Source organism: Paenibacillus sp. USDA918EY (assembly GCF_009870825.1).
In the GTDB taxonomy this organism is placed as follows: domain Bacteria; phylum Bacillota; class Bacilli; order Paenibacillales; family Paenibacillaceae; genus Paenibacillus_AQ; species Paenibacillus_AQ albilobatus.
Genome location: NZ_WTWY01000007.1, coordinates 149,134 through 165,175, shown reverse-complemented (window position 1 = coordinate 165,175; position 16,042 = coordinate 149,134). Strand labels below are relative to the sequence as shown.

The window sequence follows — 16,042 nt, the reverse complement described above, 5'->3', positions numbered from 1 at the left end:
TAATGAGGCAAACACGTGAAGGGGGCGGCGCATCGATGAACGAAGAAAGAAAAAATGCAGTCGGAGTGAAATTTTTGTTAAACGGACCGATAGCAATGGAGCAATGCAGGGAGCTGGCGATCCAGGAATTAATATTTTTGATTCATTCCGCCAAGCATTTCAGGAAAGAGCAGACGTTAACCGGCCAGGATGCCGATGAGAAAATACAGGCATTTTTCACCGTGTTGAAAGAAAAGGTCAAAGATGCCGAAGCGCTGTATCTCGCCTATGACAAACACACGAACTACCCCTACGTCGATGCCGATGACCGGGTATGGATGTTTTCGAACGAGCAATATGCCGCGAGCGCGGAGGATTATTTTCGGCAGCAGCTTTTGATGCTCGAGATGAAAAAAATCGGCCGGGAGGAAATCCTCGGAACCTTCGCAGAGCTTCATATCCTTGGCCTCTCCAAAGTCCTTCTGGACAATGGGCAATACCATATCGAAATCGACAGGGACGATATTTTGCCGCCGCCGGACTGGACCGGCATTCCGGAAATCAACATTCCCGTCACCAATCCCCGTTTGCAGCATGCGCTCATCCGTTTTTTTCAAACCTTGCATTCTCGTCAGGACGGCGAAGCTGATAAACAGCTTCTTCATGCGCTCGAGGGGCAAATGCTTGAGGAAGTCCTGCAGGCAAAGTATTTGCTGCCGATGCAGCTTTTAGAAAAAAAGCCGGCACCTTCCGATGAGCAGGGCATTAAAACGATCGCGGAAGGAACGGAGATCCGGTTTGGCGTTTTGGGTGCCGAAAACGATTCGACGTGGCTGCCGGCGTTTACGGATTGGCCCGAATTCGAGAAGGTTTATGACAAAACGGTGTGGAGCAGCAATGTCGCCGCTTTCGGCGACCTTTTGGCCTTGTCCGAAACCATGAACGGCATCGTCGTCAATTGCGCCGGGATCCCGCTTCGGATCGACGAGAACAATAAGAAGGTCATCGAAGCTTATATTAGAGAACGAAATGAAGCCGGGGCGCGGGAATGATCCTAAATGATATTTTTGTATATCCCAATATATCCCAACATATGCTAGAATGGCAGTAAAAATATTTGGGGAGGCAATGAATTTGATAGGTCGCAGCGGAAATCCGACGCTTAACGAAAAAACGTTCGAGAAAACCGGGCATTACAATGGGCAAGAAACCATGACGATCGGCGGAACGGTCAACAAATCGTTTATGCTGCTGGCGCTTCTGATCGGGGCGGCGGTCGTATCCTGGGTGATGTTTTTTAATGGGTACGATATGTACCCGTACATGATCGGCGGCGCGATCGGGGCTTTGGTTCTGGCTCTGATTATCAGCTTTAAGCCTACAACGGCACCGTTTTTGGCGCCGATCTATGCGATTGGGGAAGGTTTCTTTTTAGGGGCCTTATCGGCAGCTTACGAATCTTTATATTACGGCATTACCATGCAGGCGGCATTGTTGACCATGTGCGTATTTCTGGCCATGCTGCTCGTGTACAAGACCGGGTTGGTCAAAGCCAGCGCGGGCTTCAAGAAAGGACTGTTCGCCGCCACGGCGGGAATCGCGCTTGTGTACCTGCTTAGCTTCATCCTCGGTTTATTCGGGGTGACGGTCCCGTATCTGCATGACAGCACGCCGATCGGCATCGGAATTTCGGTGGTCATCGTCATTATTGCCGCGCTGAATTTCGTGCTCGATTTTAATTTTATTGAAGAAGGGGCCCGGCAGGGCGCTCCGAAGTACATGGAATGGTACGGCTCTTTCGGGCTGCTGGTGACCCTCGTATGGCTGTACGTGGAAATCATCCGCCTGCTTTCGAAGCTGGCAAGCCGGGATTAAGTTAATAAACATCAAAATGTATTGCCCGGGGGAACCCGGCAATGTAGGCCGCTGATGCGGCCTTTTCTTTTTGGGGGCTGCATCCTCCAGCCCCGCAAATTCGTACGATTTAATTGGCAAATAAATGGCGGCCGATTTTTATGGTTGGCGTTCGCGTCCAGATCCATTTGTCAGTCGCCGTCTTTGGATTGTAGTAGTAGTGGGAGTTGCGGGTCGGGTCAAAGCCGCGGACGGCATCGAGGGCGGCGCGGTAAGCCGTTCGGTTCGGCTTCATCCCGTATTGTCCGTCGCTGACGGCGGTAAACGCGTTTTTTTGAAACACGACGCCCTGAATCGTGTCCGGAAAATCGTCCGACTGGATCCGGTTCATCACGACGGCTCCGACGGCAACCTGTCCTTTGTAGGATTCTCCGCGGGCTTCGCTATAGATGATTTTAGCCATGATCTCCATTTCGCTTTCGCTTAAAGTGTACTTCTTGAGCTTTCTCCATGTTGCGGGCCCTACGGTTCCGTCTGGATTGACGCCGTATTCCTTTTGGAATGCCATGACGCTCGACGACGTACCTGGACCATATTTTCCGTCAAGCGCCCCGTCATAAAAGCCCAACGTTTTTAGCCGATACTGCACATCCCGGACTTCACGGTTTTCGCTGCCCGGTTTGAGAATGGAAGCCGCCTCGGCCTTGTCCTCCTCCCAACCTGAGCAATAAACGACAAAGAGGACGATAAAGATAGCGAATAATTTCCACTTATAAGCTTTCATTGACATCATCTCCTTTAGGATGCATTATAATGTGCCGCAGATTACAGGACAAAGGCATAAACTGGAAAAAGTCTGGGAGACCTTGCCACGCAAAGTAAAAATAAATAGCAATTACCATTCTTTCTTTCGTGTCGGGAAGGTAATCCTGTACATTTCCCGATCGATCCATCCCCGCGCGCTGGAGCCCCCCGCCTTCAAAATGGTATAATCTGAAAAAGGCTTTCAAAGGGGGATATCATGATAAGCGACGAACTTTTGGCACAGCTGGAAGCATGGCATGAAGAGGACGAATTCGAGCGAATCGTGGATGCGATTGCGGAGATTCCGGAGGAAGAACGGGATTACGAGTTGGTCGGCCAACTGGGCAGGGCGATGAACAATCTCGGACGTTACGAAGAGGCGGTCGGGCAGTTTTTGACCGTAGCCGAAGAAGGAACAGACGATCCGCTTTGGCATTACCGGATAGGGCTCGCTTATTATTATTTGGACCGGTACGAAGATGCTTTGCGGGAGTTTGAAGCTGCGGACAAGCTGGATCCGGGCGATGAGGATACGCTGGAGTTTCTGGAGTCCATTCGGCAAAAGCTGGCGGAGCCTTCGCCGGACGAGGATTCGGCAGACGAACCCGTTTTGGAGCCCGTGGAGGAACCCGCCGCTTCAGCCGCTGCTGTCGCCGCCGTTCCCGTCGAGGCCACCGATTCCGACCCGGCGGGTTTTTGGGATGACCATGCGGACGGCGCGGAACAGTATATATCCGATCCGCCGACGGACGATTTGATCGCTTCCGTGGAAGAATCGCTGGTGTTTAAGCTGCCCGCCTCTTATATCGACATGATGAAACAGCATAACGGGGGGATTCCCCGCAACCGTCGTTTCCCGATCGGCGGAGCCGAGTCCGGAGAAGCGGGGTACATTACGATTTCGGGCATCATGGGGATTGGCCGGGAGAAAACCTATTCGCTATGCGGCGCCGAAGGCAGCAGGCATTCAATCGAAAACGGCGGATATCCGGAATTTGGCGTCGCGATCTGCCATTGTCCTTCGGAATCCGGCATCGTCATGCTGGACTATCGCCCGTCGGGCAATGACGGCGAGCCGGAAGTGATCTTCGTGGATAAAGCGCAGAATTATAAAATAACAAAGCTGGCTCCGAACTTCGAAGCCTTTATTGGCGGATTGGTTCACTAGGATGCACTCAAAGCCGGGAAGGAACGAGAAGAGAAGGCGCGGACATTGCTTCTTTTTCGAATCAATATGAATCGGCTTTACAATCGCGGCGAGACCGCTCCAGGACTGGAGCGGTTTTTTGCGCCTGCCTGCAAAAAGAAGTGGCACGGGATGCGGCCGTCTGAGCGAAACGTTGCACGATGGCCGTTGCCATAATAAAGTAAACATAAATTAACATTTTTAACTTTACTTATAACATCGGTTTGGCGTAAGGTCTTATAGTAATGATTTAAAACGGATCGATGTCCAACAAGCTACCAAAAGTTCGAAAGGAAGTCAGCCGTTGTTTGAAACTTTGCTTTTGAATTTCCTGTTTTTATTGGTTCCGGTCGTCATTTTTCTCATTTTCTTTGAAAACCGTCCGTACGCCTCTCACGGCAAAGTCCTTGTTCTGCTGTCGGCGGTGTCGATGATTCTTTGCATTTCGATGCCGATCCAGCTCAGCATTGGGTTTATTGTCGATTTAAGATACATCCCTTTTCTCATTGTGGCTCTGTATGGAGGGTACCGGAACGTTTTCCTTTTATATATCATTTTGAATCTGTACCGGCTTTACGTCGGCGGGGAAGGAACGATGCAGTCTTTTCTTTTTTCGACGACGATGATGGTTATCGTGCCGTATTATAGCGCCAAATTTCTGAAGCTAAGCTCCAAAGGACGCATTTTATGGGCTGCGATCGCCTCATTTTTGACGACCGGGTTTTACTTGCTTACGCTCAGCTTTGCCAAAGGGGCGTTAAACAAGCAATTTTGGATCCTCGTCCTCAATGCCTTGACAACGTATGTGATATTCATGGTTATCCTCATGATTTTGATCGAAAAGATCATCGCCAACATGAAAAACCGCGACCGGATCATGCAGTCGGAAAGACTGAAGGTCGTCAGCGAGCTGGCGGCCAGCGTATCCCATGAAATCCGCAATCCCTTGACGGTGACCAGCGGTTTTCTGCAGCTGTTGAACAAGTCCAAAACCATCGGGCCGGAAGAGATGCAGTACGTGGAATTATCCCTGCAGGAGCTTAAGCGGGCGGAAAAAATCGTGAGCGATTACCTTTCGTTTGCCAAGCCGCAATCCGAAAACATGGTCTATTCCGACATGAGCACGGAGCTGGAGTACACCAAAAACGTGATCATGCCGTATGCGTCCATTCATAAAGTCCGGGTGGAGTTCCATTTTAACAATTCGCTCCAAAAGCATTACGACCGGAATCAAGTCCAGCAGTGCCTCATCAACTTGTACAAAAACGGCATCGAAGCGATGAGGGATAAGGGCGGCGGCACGCTGTCCATCGATATTTCGGAAAAAAAGCAAAACATCGTCATCCGCATTCAAGATACCGGCGTCGGAATGACGAGAGAGGAGATATCCCGCCTCGGCAAACCGTATTATTCTACCAAAGAGGAAGGGACGGGCCTTGGCATGCTCATGGTTTACAGCACCGTCGACAAATTGAAAGGATTCATCGAGGTTGAAAGCGAAAAAGGCAAAGGCACGACGTTTCTGATCACGATCCCGACGTGAAGGTTTGCTCACGAAACCAGGCTGCGGCGCTTCATGATATACTATTGGAATGGGCAAGTTAACGATAGAAACGGTGCGCCGAAAGAAAGGTCGGGTAAAGCATGTCGAACCGGAAGTGGTCGATCGGACTGGTCGTGGTCGTTCTTATTTTTGGTTATGTCCTCATTCGTTTTTTTGCTTCCACGACGAAGGTGGACGACTTGATCCATCGGATGGGACCGGTCAAACCGGCGGCGCAGCCCGCCAAACATATCGTTCTGATCGCGCAGGAGCTGGACAACCCGTTCTGGCGGGAAATGGAGCAGGGAGCAGCGGAAGCGGCGCAAAAATTGGGGATGAAAATCGATTATACGGGGCCGATCCGGATCGATCCTGCGGAACAGGCAAGGCTGCTGGAGAAAGCGATTGCCGCGAAACCGGACGGCATTTTGATACAGGGCGTCGGAAACGCCGAATATGACCGGTTGATCGCCAAAGCGGTCGATCAGGGAATTCCGGTGCTGACCGTCGATGCGGATGAGCCGGGAAGCCGCCGTCTGGCTTACGTCGGCACGGACAACAGGGAAGCGGGGCGGCGGATGGGAGAACTGGTGCTGAACCATCCGGGCGGATCGGGCCGAATCGGCGTCATCGTCGGCAGCGAATTCGCGGACAACCAGCGGCAACGGCTCGAGGGTTTCCGGTCCGTCATTTCAACGGCCGCCGGATATGAAGTCGTGGACGTCCGTTCGTCCAACATTTCGCGGATCGGAGCGGCCGAACAGGCGGAAGCGATGCTGCGGCAGCATGGAGAGATCGGCACGATCGTCGGGTTCAGCTCGTTGGATGCCGGAGGAATCGTTGAGGGGATCAAGGCGGCGGGCAAGGAAGGCGTGCGCGTGTATGGCTTTGACGATTTGGAGGCGACCCGGAAGGGCGTCGCCGACGGGGACATTGAGGCATCCATCGTGCAGCAGCCGCTGGAAATCGGAGGTCAAGCGGTGCGTTTGCTTGCTCAATGGTTTCAAGGCCAAAAACTGCCCGCGCAGCTTTTCATTCCGACCACCCTTCTGGACCGCAAGTCCGTGCAGACCGGGGGGAGCGGCCCGTGAACATGCGCAGGATGCTGTTTATCGTCATTCCGCTGCTTTTTATATTAAATAACGCGGTATCGTTTTTTATTTTTCAAAGCGGGCGGACCGTGCAGCAAAGCTATAATATGATGCTGGATCGGGTATTATTATATAAACAAATCGACGAGAAAACCCGGGAGAATCTGCGGGCGGTCAACGTCTACATTATGGATCGCAGCCCAGGCAGCCTTCGCGACTTCGAACGGCAAAACGTTGAGCTGAAGGCGCTGCAGGCCAGCCTGTCGGCCCAGCAGCCGGTCGCTGCCGCGGAGCTGGCCGCCCGGAGTTACCGGCATATGCTGGATACTTTCATTTCGCAGGAAAAAAGCGTGCTGGATGCGCTTGGGAGCCGGACGCCTCTTGCGTATGCCCCTTTCTACGCCGAAGCGGAAACGACGGCAAGTTTCATTCAGGAGCAGGCTTACCAATTGATCGATCAAGAGCTGAGCTACTACCAGCCGTTTTACCGGAAAATTCTCACGCAGACGGATTTGATGAACCATTGGGGAGTGGCCGTTTTTGTGGCCAATACGGCGATCAGCCTCGTGTTTGCCTACTGGATTTCGCTGCGGATCACGAAGCCGATCCAGGGGCTGGTCCGAACGGCGGAACAGATTTCCGAAGGCAATTTGGAAGCCGTTCCGCCGCAAATGGGCGCCCATGACGAGTTTCGTATTTTAGCGGATGCATTCGAGCAAATGCAGGAGAATTTGAAGCAGCTCATACAAAAGGAAAAGGAAGGGCTTGAAAAGGACCGTCTGGTCAAAGAGCTGGAGCTTGCGGTGCTGCAAAACCAGATCAACCCGCATTTTTTGTTCAATTCCTTGAACGTGCTGTCGAAGCTGGCCTTGATCGAAGGCGCCGAAAAAACGAGCGATCTTACCGTCTCCCTGTCGAACCTGCTGCGCTATAATCTGCGAAAGCTGGACCGTCCGGTGCCGCTGCGGGATGAAGTGGAGCATGCCAAGGAATATTTCATCATCCAGCAGGCTCGTTTTCGGGAGCGGATCCGGTTTGAAACCGACGTCGATGAAGCGGGTCTGGATGTGTTGGTGCCGGTGCTGACGCTGCAGCCGATCCTCGAAAACGTCTTTGTGCATGCCATCGAAGGCATGGAGGAGGGAGCCGTGATCAGGCTGGCTGTGAAGTGCCAATCCGACGAGACATGGGTGTCGATATCGGATAACGGAGCCGGCATGACCGAGGAAGTGAGGGATTCGCTGCTCCATTACGACGAGAAACCTCCGAAGGACGGGGAGGAGGGCAAAACGGGCCATTCCACCGGGCTCGGCACGCGCAACGTCTTCAAGCGGCTGGAGCTTTTTTACGACAGAAAGGATCTGGTCCGCATCGAAAGCGCGCCGGGAATGGGGACGACGGTCGTGCTGCGGATACCCCGTTCGGGAAAGGAGGAAAACCATGTATCGCCTGTTGATCGCCGATGATGAGGCGTTGGAGCGGGAAGGGATCGAATGGATCGTCAATCGGATGATGCCGGATACGTTCCGGATCATGCACGCGGAAAATGGACGGATGGCGATTCAGAAGGCGGCCGAGTTCCATCCCCATATCGTCATGATGGATGTCAGAATGCCGGGCATTCAAGGGCTGGACGCCCTAAGGGAGATCAAAGCACAGAATCCCCAGGTTAAAATGGTACTGATTACGGCTTACGAATATTTCGACTATGCCAAGCAGGCTTTGTCCCTCGGCGTGCAGGAGTATTTGGTCAAACCCGCCAAGCGGGATCAAATCGCGGCCGTTTTGAAGCGGCTCGTGGATGAAATCGCGGAGGACCGGCGGGATCGGAACGAGCAGCTTGCGGTCCGGGACAAGTTTTTTCAGCTGCTGCCGCTTGCGGAAACGGAACTGGCGCTGCATCTGATGTCCGATCAGGTTAACGAGACGGAGGTCTCGCAGCTGGCGGATATTTTGAAGCTGTCCGTGGACAAGGGCTGCGCGATCGTGCTTGCTTTTCCGGAAATCGGGGACAGGAAGAAAAAGGCCTACGATACCGTTAAAACGTACACGCATGATATCGCCAAAGACCGCTGCGGCGCCGTCGTCAGTTCCATGGTCCACAGCCATATGGCCGTATTTCTGCTGGTAAATCCGCACGCCGGCGTCGACGCGGTCCGTGAAGGCGCGGTACAGTTAGGCACGAAGCTTGCCGAAGCGCTCGCGGATCAATGCGGCATTACGATTTCCGTCGGCATCGGGTCGGTGCAAAGCGGGACGGCAGGGATCCGGCGCTCTTATTATGAGGCTGTGTTTGCCTCCAAATTCGACGACAAATGGGGAAGCTTGTACCGGTTTGAGGATCTGAAAACGGCCGAACGGAGCGGAAATGAAACGGAACCAGTAAACGGTGGGGGTCCACCGGAAGAGAGCACGTACGTCGAGCTGGCGATCAGGCAGATTCGGGAGGAGCGGGAGCAGAACACGACGAACATGCTGGATAAAGCGCTGGCATATATACGCGACAGGTTCCAGGAGGAGATTTCGCTTGAAGACACCGCGGAGCACGTTCATTTGAATCCGTATTACTTCAGCAAAGTTTTCAAGCAGCAAACCGGGGAAACCTTTATCGATTACGTAACGCGGCTTCGCATCGACAAGGCCAAGGACTTGATCAAAAACGGGGATTTGAGCCTGAAAGAGGTCTGTTATGCGGTGGGCTACAAGGATCCGAATTATTTCAGCCGCGTTTTTAAAAAGGTAACGGGAGTTTCCCCATCGGAATACCGCATCCAGCTTCAGTCTTAAATGTGGAACCGACTGCAGGAGAGGGTTCATGCCGGAAGGCATGGACTTTTTTGTTATCGGCGGTCAAAAATGTGCTAGTGCTCAAGGACTTTTCGTCCTAGAAGACCTGGGGGCAAATTTATGCTTGCATAACGCAAATAAGTGAAGGCATTCAACCGCATACGCAGCAAAGGCCGGTGTTACAATGGTGGTAAGGAATTTTAAGCGGGTTGAACCCGCGGATTCAATTCATTACATCATAGAAGGAGACATCGGACGATGAGCTCAAACATACAGCAATTAAGCGGACAAGCGCAACTTAGCGGTCAGCAAATCAGCATGAAGTTCGTTACGCTGGTATCGATCGTCGCGGCGATCGGCGGTTTGCTGTTCGGTTTCGATACCGCGGTCGTGTCGGGCGCCGTCGGCTTTATGCAGAAGCGCTTTGACCTGAACGAATTCCAGGTCGGCTGGGCCGTTTCCAGCCTGATCGTAGGATGTATCGTCGGCGCGCTTGCCACCGGCGTGCTCAGCGATAAGTTTGGACGGAAGAAAATTTTGATTATGGCGGCGATTCTTTTTGTGATCGGTTCCATCGGTTCGGCGATTCCCGACACGTTCAGCGGGTTTATCGTCGCGCGGATGATCGGGGGCCTGGGAATAGGGATTACATCCACGTTATGCCCCCTTTATAATGCGGAGATCGCTCCCGCCAAATACCGGGGACGGCTTGTTGCGCTGAACCAGTTGGCCACGGTAACGGGGATTTCGCTCGTCTACTTCGTCAATCTGTGGATTTCGGGATTGGGCGACGATGCGTGGGATGTTTCCACCGCATGGCGGTGGATGTTCGGAGCCGGCGTCGTTCCCGGCGTATTGTTTCTCGTGCTACTGTTCCTTGTGCCGGAAAGCCCAAGATGGCTGATCAAGCAGGGACGGGCCGCCGAATCCCTCCCGATCCTGCTCCGCATTCACGGTGAAGAGCTGGCGAAGCAGGAAGTGTTGGAGATCAAAGAATCGTTTAAGGAGGAAAAAGGCTCCTTCCGGCAGCTGTTCAGCCCAAGCCTGCGCATGGCGTTGATTGTCGGCGTGGCGCTCGCCATTTTGCAGCAGGTTACAGGGATCAATGCGGTCATGTATTACGCACCGGAAATTTTCAAAGAAGCCGGGGCAGGTACGAATGCAGCGCTGATCCAAACCATTCTGGTCGGCGTGATCAACTTGCTGTTCACCATTCTCGCGATTTGGCTGATCGATAAAGTCGGACGCAAGGCGCTGCTCCTCGTGGGGTCTGCCGCCATGACGGTTTGCCTTGCCGTGATCGGCATCGCATTCCACACCGGACATGCTTCCGGACCGCTCGTGCTTATTTTCATTCTGATTTATGTGGCTGCTTTCGCCGTGTCCCTTGGGCCGGTCGTATGGGTCGTCATTTCGGAAATATTCCCGAACCGCGTCCGGGGCATTGCCACCTCCATCTCGTCGATGGCCTTGTGGGCGGCCGACTACGTGGTATCCCAGGCGTTTCCTCCAATGCTTGGCTCGGCCGGTCCGGCCTTGACGTTCTGGATTTTCGGCATCATGTCGCTGGTCACCGTCCTGTTCACATGGCGCGTGGTACCGGAGACGAAAGAGAAGTCGCTGGAGGAAATCGAATCCATCTGGGCGTCGAAACAAGCTTAAGGATAAAAGAAATGAGGATGTACTTCAAAGGGAATGACCATTGAGGGCATCCTCTTTTCGTTTTTTCACGTTTAAAGCAATCCGGCAGAAACTAACAAGGATGAACGCTCCTCTTTTCGGGAAGGTTAGTTGAAAACATGTGTAGGAGTGAAGAGGATGTCCAGAAGAAACAGAAGGTATGCGGTTCCCGGAGCGGAGCGCGGCATGCAGGCGTTTAAGGCCGAAGTGATGCGGCGCGAGGGTTATCACGTGGACCCGAACCATCCGGATGACGTGAAATACGAAGTGGCGAAGGAGCTTGGCGTTCCGCTCGAGCCGGGCTTTAACGGTGATTTGACGACGGAATCGGCAGGGCAGGTCGGCGGCAAAATCGGCGGTTCGATGGTCCGCGAAATGATCCGGCTTGCGCAACAGCAGATGGCGGATCGAGAAGGACGGTAACTTTTTTTATAGAGGGGCTGCCCTAGTTTCTTACGTCGAGCATTGTTTTTTCAGCACCAATAAAAAGAGGGCCAAAGAGGGCCAAGCCCTCTTTATACATATCTTTTCAGTTTGTCATTGCATCGGGCTTGAGAAGGGGTATAACCGTTTATTAATTCGCTGCTCATTAAGCAGTTTCATCATCAAAGCTTGAATGGCGGCGGTATAGGGAGTTGCACGGGACGGGTGTGCCAGATTCACCGTTTCCGACGGATCTTCGGTCAAATTGTATAGCTCGTATTCGTCAGGGACGGGAGGCGTTTTCGTTGGGGCTGCAAAAGAGCCTTTCCGTTCATCATTTGCGTAGGTCATCGGTTGGGCAGTGTCATTTTTGGCACCGGGATGGTTCCCGAATCGGGCATCGTCGTAATAACGGGAAAATTTCCACAGTTCCCTTTTTTGATTCCGGTAAATGGGCGTGACGACGGTTTCGATATGGTTAGGCTGCGTGACGGACGGATACGGCTCCCCTAGCGGATTGACCTGGTTCTGGCCTTTGGTAACGTCATCCTCCGTCATGAAGTAGATCGTCTCATCGACGCCATACGTGTGCGCTCCATGGAGAAACGGAGTCAGGTTGCGGCCGACGAAAGGCCGGGCCTCGGTAAAACGGCCCTGCAGCTTGCACCGGATGCCGTCGATATCCGCGCGCGCAAGCCCAAGCATGGTCGGCAGCAGATCCACGTGGCTGGTCAAGGAATGGAAATGGCGGTGCCGCGGGAAAAGTCGACGGTTGTGAATGATGAGAGGAACATGCAGCATTTCTTCATAGGCGCAATAAAATTTTTGATGCAGACGGCCGTGCGCTCCAAGCAAATCCCCGTGGTCGGAGGTAAAAATCACGATCGTGTCGTCGTAAAAGGAGGAGCGGACCAGAGCCTCAAAAACTTTACGCATTTGCCGGTCGGCGTTTTTTTGAAGCTGGTAATACAATTTTCGATAAAAAGGCTGATCGGTGATCGGTTGCAGCGCTCTCGGATAAATGTCGCGGTAGCTGGCCTGGCAGCGGGGTTTCGTCCGCAGATCCTCGTAAAACGACGGCGGCGGAGGAACATCGGGCATAGGTTCGACGTCAAACCGGAAGAACGGCAGCCCGGCCGTGATCGCCCCGTATAACGCAATGTCATGCGGATTCACGAATGAAGCGACGATCAGCCACGGATTTGCGTCCGGGTTGTTTCTTTTTTGATGATCCAAAGCTTCGATGAGCCCGGTGGCCTCCGCAGCATAAACCTCGTCCCTCCCGGAGATGCCGTAACCAGCGGATGAACCGGAGTTCCGCGGGTTTTTGCCATGCGGTTCCGGACCGACCCAGCTTGAAAACCCGAAATCGTTCAGCCTGTCGGCGCGGTTGTACAATGCCGCGTTTTGATCGGGCACTCCCGTCAAAGGATGGTAGCTGGCGACGCTGCCGTGGGTGCCGGGAACGACGATATCTTCAAAGGATACGTGCCATTTCCCCTTGAAATAGGTCTGGTAACCCGCCGCGCGAAAATAGTCTCCCAACGTCGGAACGGTGTTTCGATCCAGCCAAAACATGTCCGGGTCGGCCGCCCGTTTGGCGATTCCGTCTGTTTGGCTGACGCCGTGAAGCGACGGATAATGACCCGTGAGCAGCGTGGCCCGGCTGGGGCAGCAGGCGGCGCTGCCGATGTAATGCCTGTCGAATTCCAGCCCATGGGTTTTGAGCAGCTCGTGGGTTATAAGGTTTTGTTTGCGCCATGCCTGGATTTCGTTGTTTTCATACACCGGTGGGTAACGCTCTTCATCCACGAGAAGCACGAGGAAATTGGGTTTTTCGAGGCAGCCTGAGGATAACGGCCGATCGCTCATAAGAAACACATCCCAGGTAAGTTTTATCTAAGGATATGTTTCAAAGCAAGTGCTTAGAAACAGCAGCTTTGCGTCGCAAAACGATGGCAGGCATCTTCGTGTTTGTCGGGGTATCCGAGGCGGTTAAAATTTGACGAAAATTAGTTAACTGATTTATTATTAAAAAGTGAACTAAAAGAATGGGAGGACAAGATGTTTCATTTCTTGCATGCGATTGAACGCTATTCCGGACAGTTAAATCTCTTCGAATCGGAATACAAGACGGGGAGAGTGCTGGCCGACCTGTTTTTCCTCACCACCGAAATTCAGAAGGACTTGGAACGGCGAGCACGTGAATTCGGGATTTCCTACGGGCAATACATGTTGCTGTGCGTGCTCCGGTATCAGCCGGACGGGCGGTCCAATCCTTCGGCGCTGGCCGATCATTTGAAGGTAACCCGGGCTGCGGTAAGCTCCATGATCGACGCCCTCGAAAAGGGCGGATACGTGGCGCGCGAGCTGGATGACCGCGACCGGCGCGGCATGGTCATTTCGATGACGGAGACCGGCTTAAACAAAGTGAAGGAAATGACCCCGTTGTTCCTTTCCTTAATGGATCGGCTCGTATCCGAATTCGGGGAAAGCGACATCGATTCGCTGCTTCAAGGATTGGCCAAGCTGAAGGGCGGATTCGAAAAACTCCGCCAGGATTAATGCCTCAAAAGAGGATGGCGCTAACGCTGCAAGCTTGTCGGAATAGCAGACGGCTGTAGCAGGAGAGACTACGGGATGTGCAGTCATCGCCTTTTCCGTCGTCGATCCGGGCTTCCCGGCAAGCGGCCCGGCATCTTCAATCATCCCATGAAAGACATCGTGATTTAAGGAGGAACGATCATGAATTATAGAAACATTACCGTTGCCGGAAGCGGCGTTTTGGGCAGCCAAATCGCGTACCAAACCGCGTTTAAAGGGTTTCAAGTAACGGTATACGATATCAATGACGAAGCTTTGGAACGTGCAAAAGAAAGAATCATGCAGCTGAAGCCGCATTATCAAGCGGATCTTGGCGCGACGCAGGAAGAGGTGGATAGCGCTTATAACCGTATGTCCTTCAACAGCGATCTGTCCCAAGCGGTAGCGGATGCCGACCTGGTCATTGAAGCGATTCCGGAAGTGGTGCAGATCAAAACCGACTTCTACGCGAACCTGGGAAAGGCCGCTCCGGAAAAAACGGTGTTTGCGACAAACTCCTCCACGCTGTTGCCAAGCCAATTTGCGGAAGCCACAGGTCGTCCGGAGAAATTTTTGGCGCTGCATTTCGCCAACGAGATTTGGAAAAACAATACGGCGGAAATCATGAAGCATCCGGGAACGGACATGAACGTGTTCCAGGACGTGATCGAATTCGCGAAAGCGATCGGCATGGTTGCGCTGCCTTTGCATAAAGAGCAGCCGGGGTATATTTTGAACTCGCTGCTGGTTCCTTTGCTGGATGCGGCTCAGCGCCTGTTGGTCAAAGAGGTGGCCGACGTCGAAACGATCGATAAAACATGGATGGTTGCGACCGGAGCGCCGATGGGGCCGTTTGCGATTTTGGACGTCGTGGGCATCAATACCGCATATCATATCGGCCGTGCGAAGGCGGAAGCGACAGGAGACGAAGAGTTCAAAAAGATCGCCGACTTGCTGAAGACCGAATATATCGACAAAGGTAAACTGGGAAGAGCGACGGGAGAAGGTTTCTACAAATATCCGAATCCCAGCTTCCTGAAGCCGGATTTCTTGAAAAACTAAGGTTTCGACTGGTCAAAACATTCTAAAGATGCAGGTAGTCGCAAGAAGCGCAAGGAGCATGGGAGCTGCAGGCCCATGCTTCTTTTTTTGTTGGGCAATGATGGGGAGAGGCAAGTCATTTCAATGCCCTGAGGACGGCAATTTAGCCGCCGCGCGGTTCACCTCACCCCGTTCAGCTTGCGAAAAGCCTCCGGGGTCATCCCCTCGGTGCGCTTGAATAGCGTGCTGAAATACCCCGGCGTCGTAAATCCGACTTGCCTTGCGATTTCGCCGATTCGGGCTTCGGGAAATTCCAGCAGGCGTTCTTTGCTTTTGTGGATGCGGAGCTGATTCAGGTACTCCATCGGGCGTTTGTTCAGTATTTTCCGAAACAGGAGACATAAGTGCTGGACGGACACCCCGATTTGCCGGGCAAGCTCATGCAGCGGAATATCACGGCGGTAATGTTCTTCCATGTAGTCAAACACGGGCTGAAGTCGCAAATACCCTTGGTCGGTGGACGGTGAATGCAGGGTCATGTCGGTCATCAGATCAATGAAAAACATGTAGGCTAGCTTCGAGCATTCGAGCCCGGCAAGCGGTTTGTCGGAAAGCGTTAAGGACAGCGCATTTTTCATATGGTTGAGAATAAGCTCCTGGCTATGCACCGAATAGACGGCGGATTCGTTCATTCCGGCAAGCTGCGCCATCGCCTTCGCTTCTTGCCCCATGAATGTAACCCAGTACACTTCCCAAGGTTTTTCAACTCCGTAATAAGCATGTTCTTCATCCGGGTACAGAAACATGCCCGACCCGGGTTTCACCCGGTAGGTCTGTCCGCGTACCACCAATTCTCCTTGGCCGGATACGCAATGCAGCCATTGGAATTGGGGATAACCGTCGGGCCTGTGGATCGGCTCCTGATGATCCCAATGCCCGGCACCCGTCATATAGACAGGCAGCTTCATGACCGTATCGGTTTGCATAAGAAATCCAAGCTTGTTCGCCATAGGTCTTCAACACCTCATCGTTATCGCCGCATGATGCGAAAATCGTTGAACAAATACGAAA

At 53.0% G+C, this 16,042-nt stretch carries 14 protein-coding genes; 11 read left to right on the top strand and 3 right to left on the bottom strand.

Features of this window, described 5'->3' with window-relative positions; translation table 11 throughout:
- Window positions 1–35: 35 nt before the first annotated feature.
- Window positions 36–1,031 carry an SseB family protein gene (locus GQY55_RS16395; RefSeq protein ID WP_160042951.1) on the top strand — a complete coding sequence of 332 codons (996 nt, stop codon included), beginning with the start codon at window positions 36–38 and terminating at the stop codon, window positions 1,029–1,031.
- 82 nt (window positions 1,032–1,113) lie between these two features.
- Window positions 1,114–1,854, top strand: a complete 741-nt coding sequence (locus GQY55_RS16390; protein WP_160043093.1) for a Bax inhibitor-1/YccA family protein — start codon at window positions 1,114–1,116, stop codon at window positions 1,852–1,854.
- A gap of 109 nt (window positions 1,855–1,963) precedes the next feature.
- Here the strand turns inward: GQY55_RS16390 and GQY55_RS16385 are convergent, their stop codons facing one another.
- Window positions 1,964–2,617 (bottom strand): cell wall hydrolase, encoded by a 654-nt coding sequence (locus GQY55_RS16385; RefSeq protein ID WP_236575658.1) that lies wholly within the window; start codon window positions 2,615–2,617, stop codon window positions 1,964–1,966.
- Between the two features lie 240 nt (window positions 2,618–2,857).
- On the opposite strand from GQY55_RS16385, the gene GQY55_RS16380 reads away from it, so the two are divergent.
- From GQY55_RS16380 to GQY55_RS16350, 7 genes are all read left to right on the top strand, one after another.
- Window positions 2,858–3,805, top strand: coding sequence for an SMI1/KNR4 family protein (locus GQY55_RS16380; protein WP_160043092.1), 948 nt, complete (start codon window positions 2,858–2,860; stop codon window positions 3,803–3,805).
- A gap of 322 nt (window positions 3,806–4,127) precedes the next feature.
- The gene (locus tag GQY55_RS16375; RefSeq protein WP_160042949.1) at window positions 4,128–5,366 is read left to right on the top strand and encodes an ATP-binding protein; all 1,239 of its coding nucleotides are present in this window, start codon (window positions 4,128–4,130) and stop codon (window positions 5,364–5,366) included.
- Between the two features lie 101 nt (window positions 5,367–5,467).
- Window positions 5,468–6,457 (top strand): sugar-binding protein, encoded by a 990-nt coding sequence (locus GQY55_RS16370; RefSeq protein WP_160042948.1) that lies wholly within the window; start codon window positions 5,468–5,470, stop codon window positions 6,455–6,457.
- A 2-nt stretch (window positions 6,458–6,459) separates the two neighbouring features.
- Window positions 6,460–7,923: a sensor histidine kinase gene (locus tag GQY55_RS16365; RefSeq protein WP_236575674.1), complete on the top strand. Its 1,464-nt coding sequence runs from the start codon at window positions 6,460–6,462 to the stop codon at window positions 7,921–7,923.
- The gene (locus tag GQY55_RS16360; protein ID WP_160042946.1) at window positions 7,898–9,244 is read left to right on the top strand and encodes an AraC family transcriptional regulator; all 1,347 of its coding nucleotides are present in this window, start codon (window positions 7,898–7,900) and stop codon (window positions 9,242–9,244) included. Before GQY55_RS16365 ends, GQY55_RS16360 begins: the two co-directional genes overlap by 26 nt.
- Before the next feature lie 258 nt (window positions 9,245–9,502).
- On the top strand, window positions 9,503–10,906 hold the full coding sequence (locus GQY55_RS16355) for a sugar porter family MFS transporter (protein WP_160042945.1): 1,404 nt from the start codon (window positions 9,503–9,505) through the stop codon (window positions 10,904–10,906).
- 156 nt (window positions 10,907–11,062) lie between these two features.
- Window positions 11,063–11,347, top strand: a complete 285-nt coding sequence (locus tag GQY55_RS16350; RefSeq protein ID WP_160042944.1) for an alpha/beta-type small acid-soluble spore protein — start codon at window positions 11,063–11,065, stop codon at window positions 11,345–11,347.
- 114 nt (window positions 11,348–11,461) lie between these two features.
- Here GQY55_RS16350 and GQY55_RS16345 read toward each other — a convergent pair whose 3' ends face one another.
- The gene (locus tag GQY55_RS16345) at window positions 11,462–13,219 is read right to left on the bottom strand and encodes a sulfatase-like hydrolase/transferase (RefSeq protein ID WP_160042943.1); all 1,758 of its coding nucleotides are present in this window, start codon (window positions 13,217–13,219) and stop codon (window positions 11,462–11,464) included.
- A 192-nt stretch (window positions 13,220–13,411) separates the two neighbouring features.
- Here GQY55_RS16345 and GQY55_RS16340 point away from each other — a divergent pair, with 192 nt between their 5' ends.
- Both GQY55_RS16340 and GQY55_RS16335 read left to right on the top strand, forming a co-directional pair.
- Window positions 13,412–13,912, top strand: coding sequence for a MarR family winged helix-turn-helix transcriptional regulator (locus tag GQY55_RS16340; RefSeq protein WP_160042942.1), 501 nt, complete (start codon window positions 13,412–13,414; stop codon window positions 13,910–13,912).
- Window positions 13,913–14,092: 180 nt separating this feature from the next.
- A complete protein-coding gene (locus GQY55_RS16335; protein WP_160042941.1) occupies window positions 14,093–14,992 on the top strand; it encodes a 3-hydroxyacyl-CoA dehydrogenase in 900 nt (299 codons plus the stop codon).
- 158 nt (window positions 14,993–15,150) lie between these two features.
- On the opposite strand, the gene GQY55_RS16330 is transcribed toward GQY55_RS16335, so the two are convergent.
- Window positions 15,151–15,981 (bottom strand): AraC family transcriptional regulator, encoded by an 831-nt coding sequence (locus GQY55_RS16330; RefSeq protein ID WP_160042940.1) that lies wholly within the window; start codon window positions 15,979–15,981, stop codon window positions 15,151–15,153.
- Window positions 15,982–16,042 lie beyond the last annotated feature (61 nt).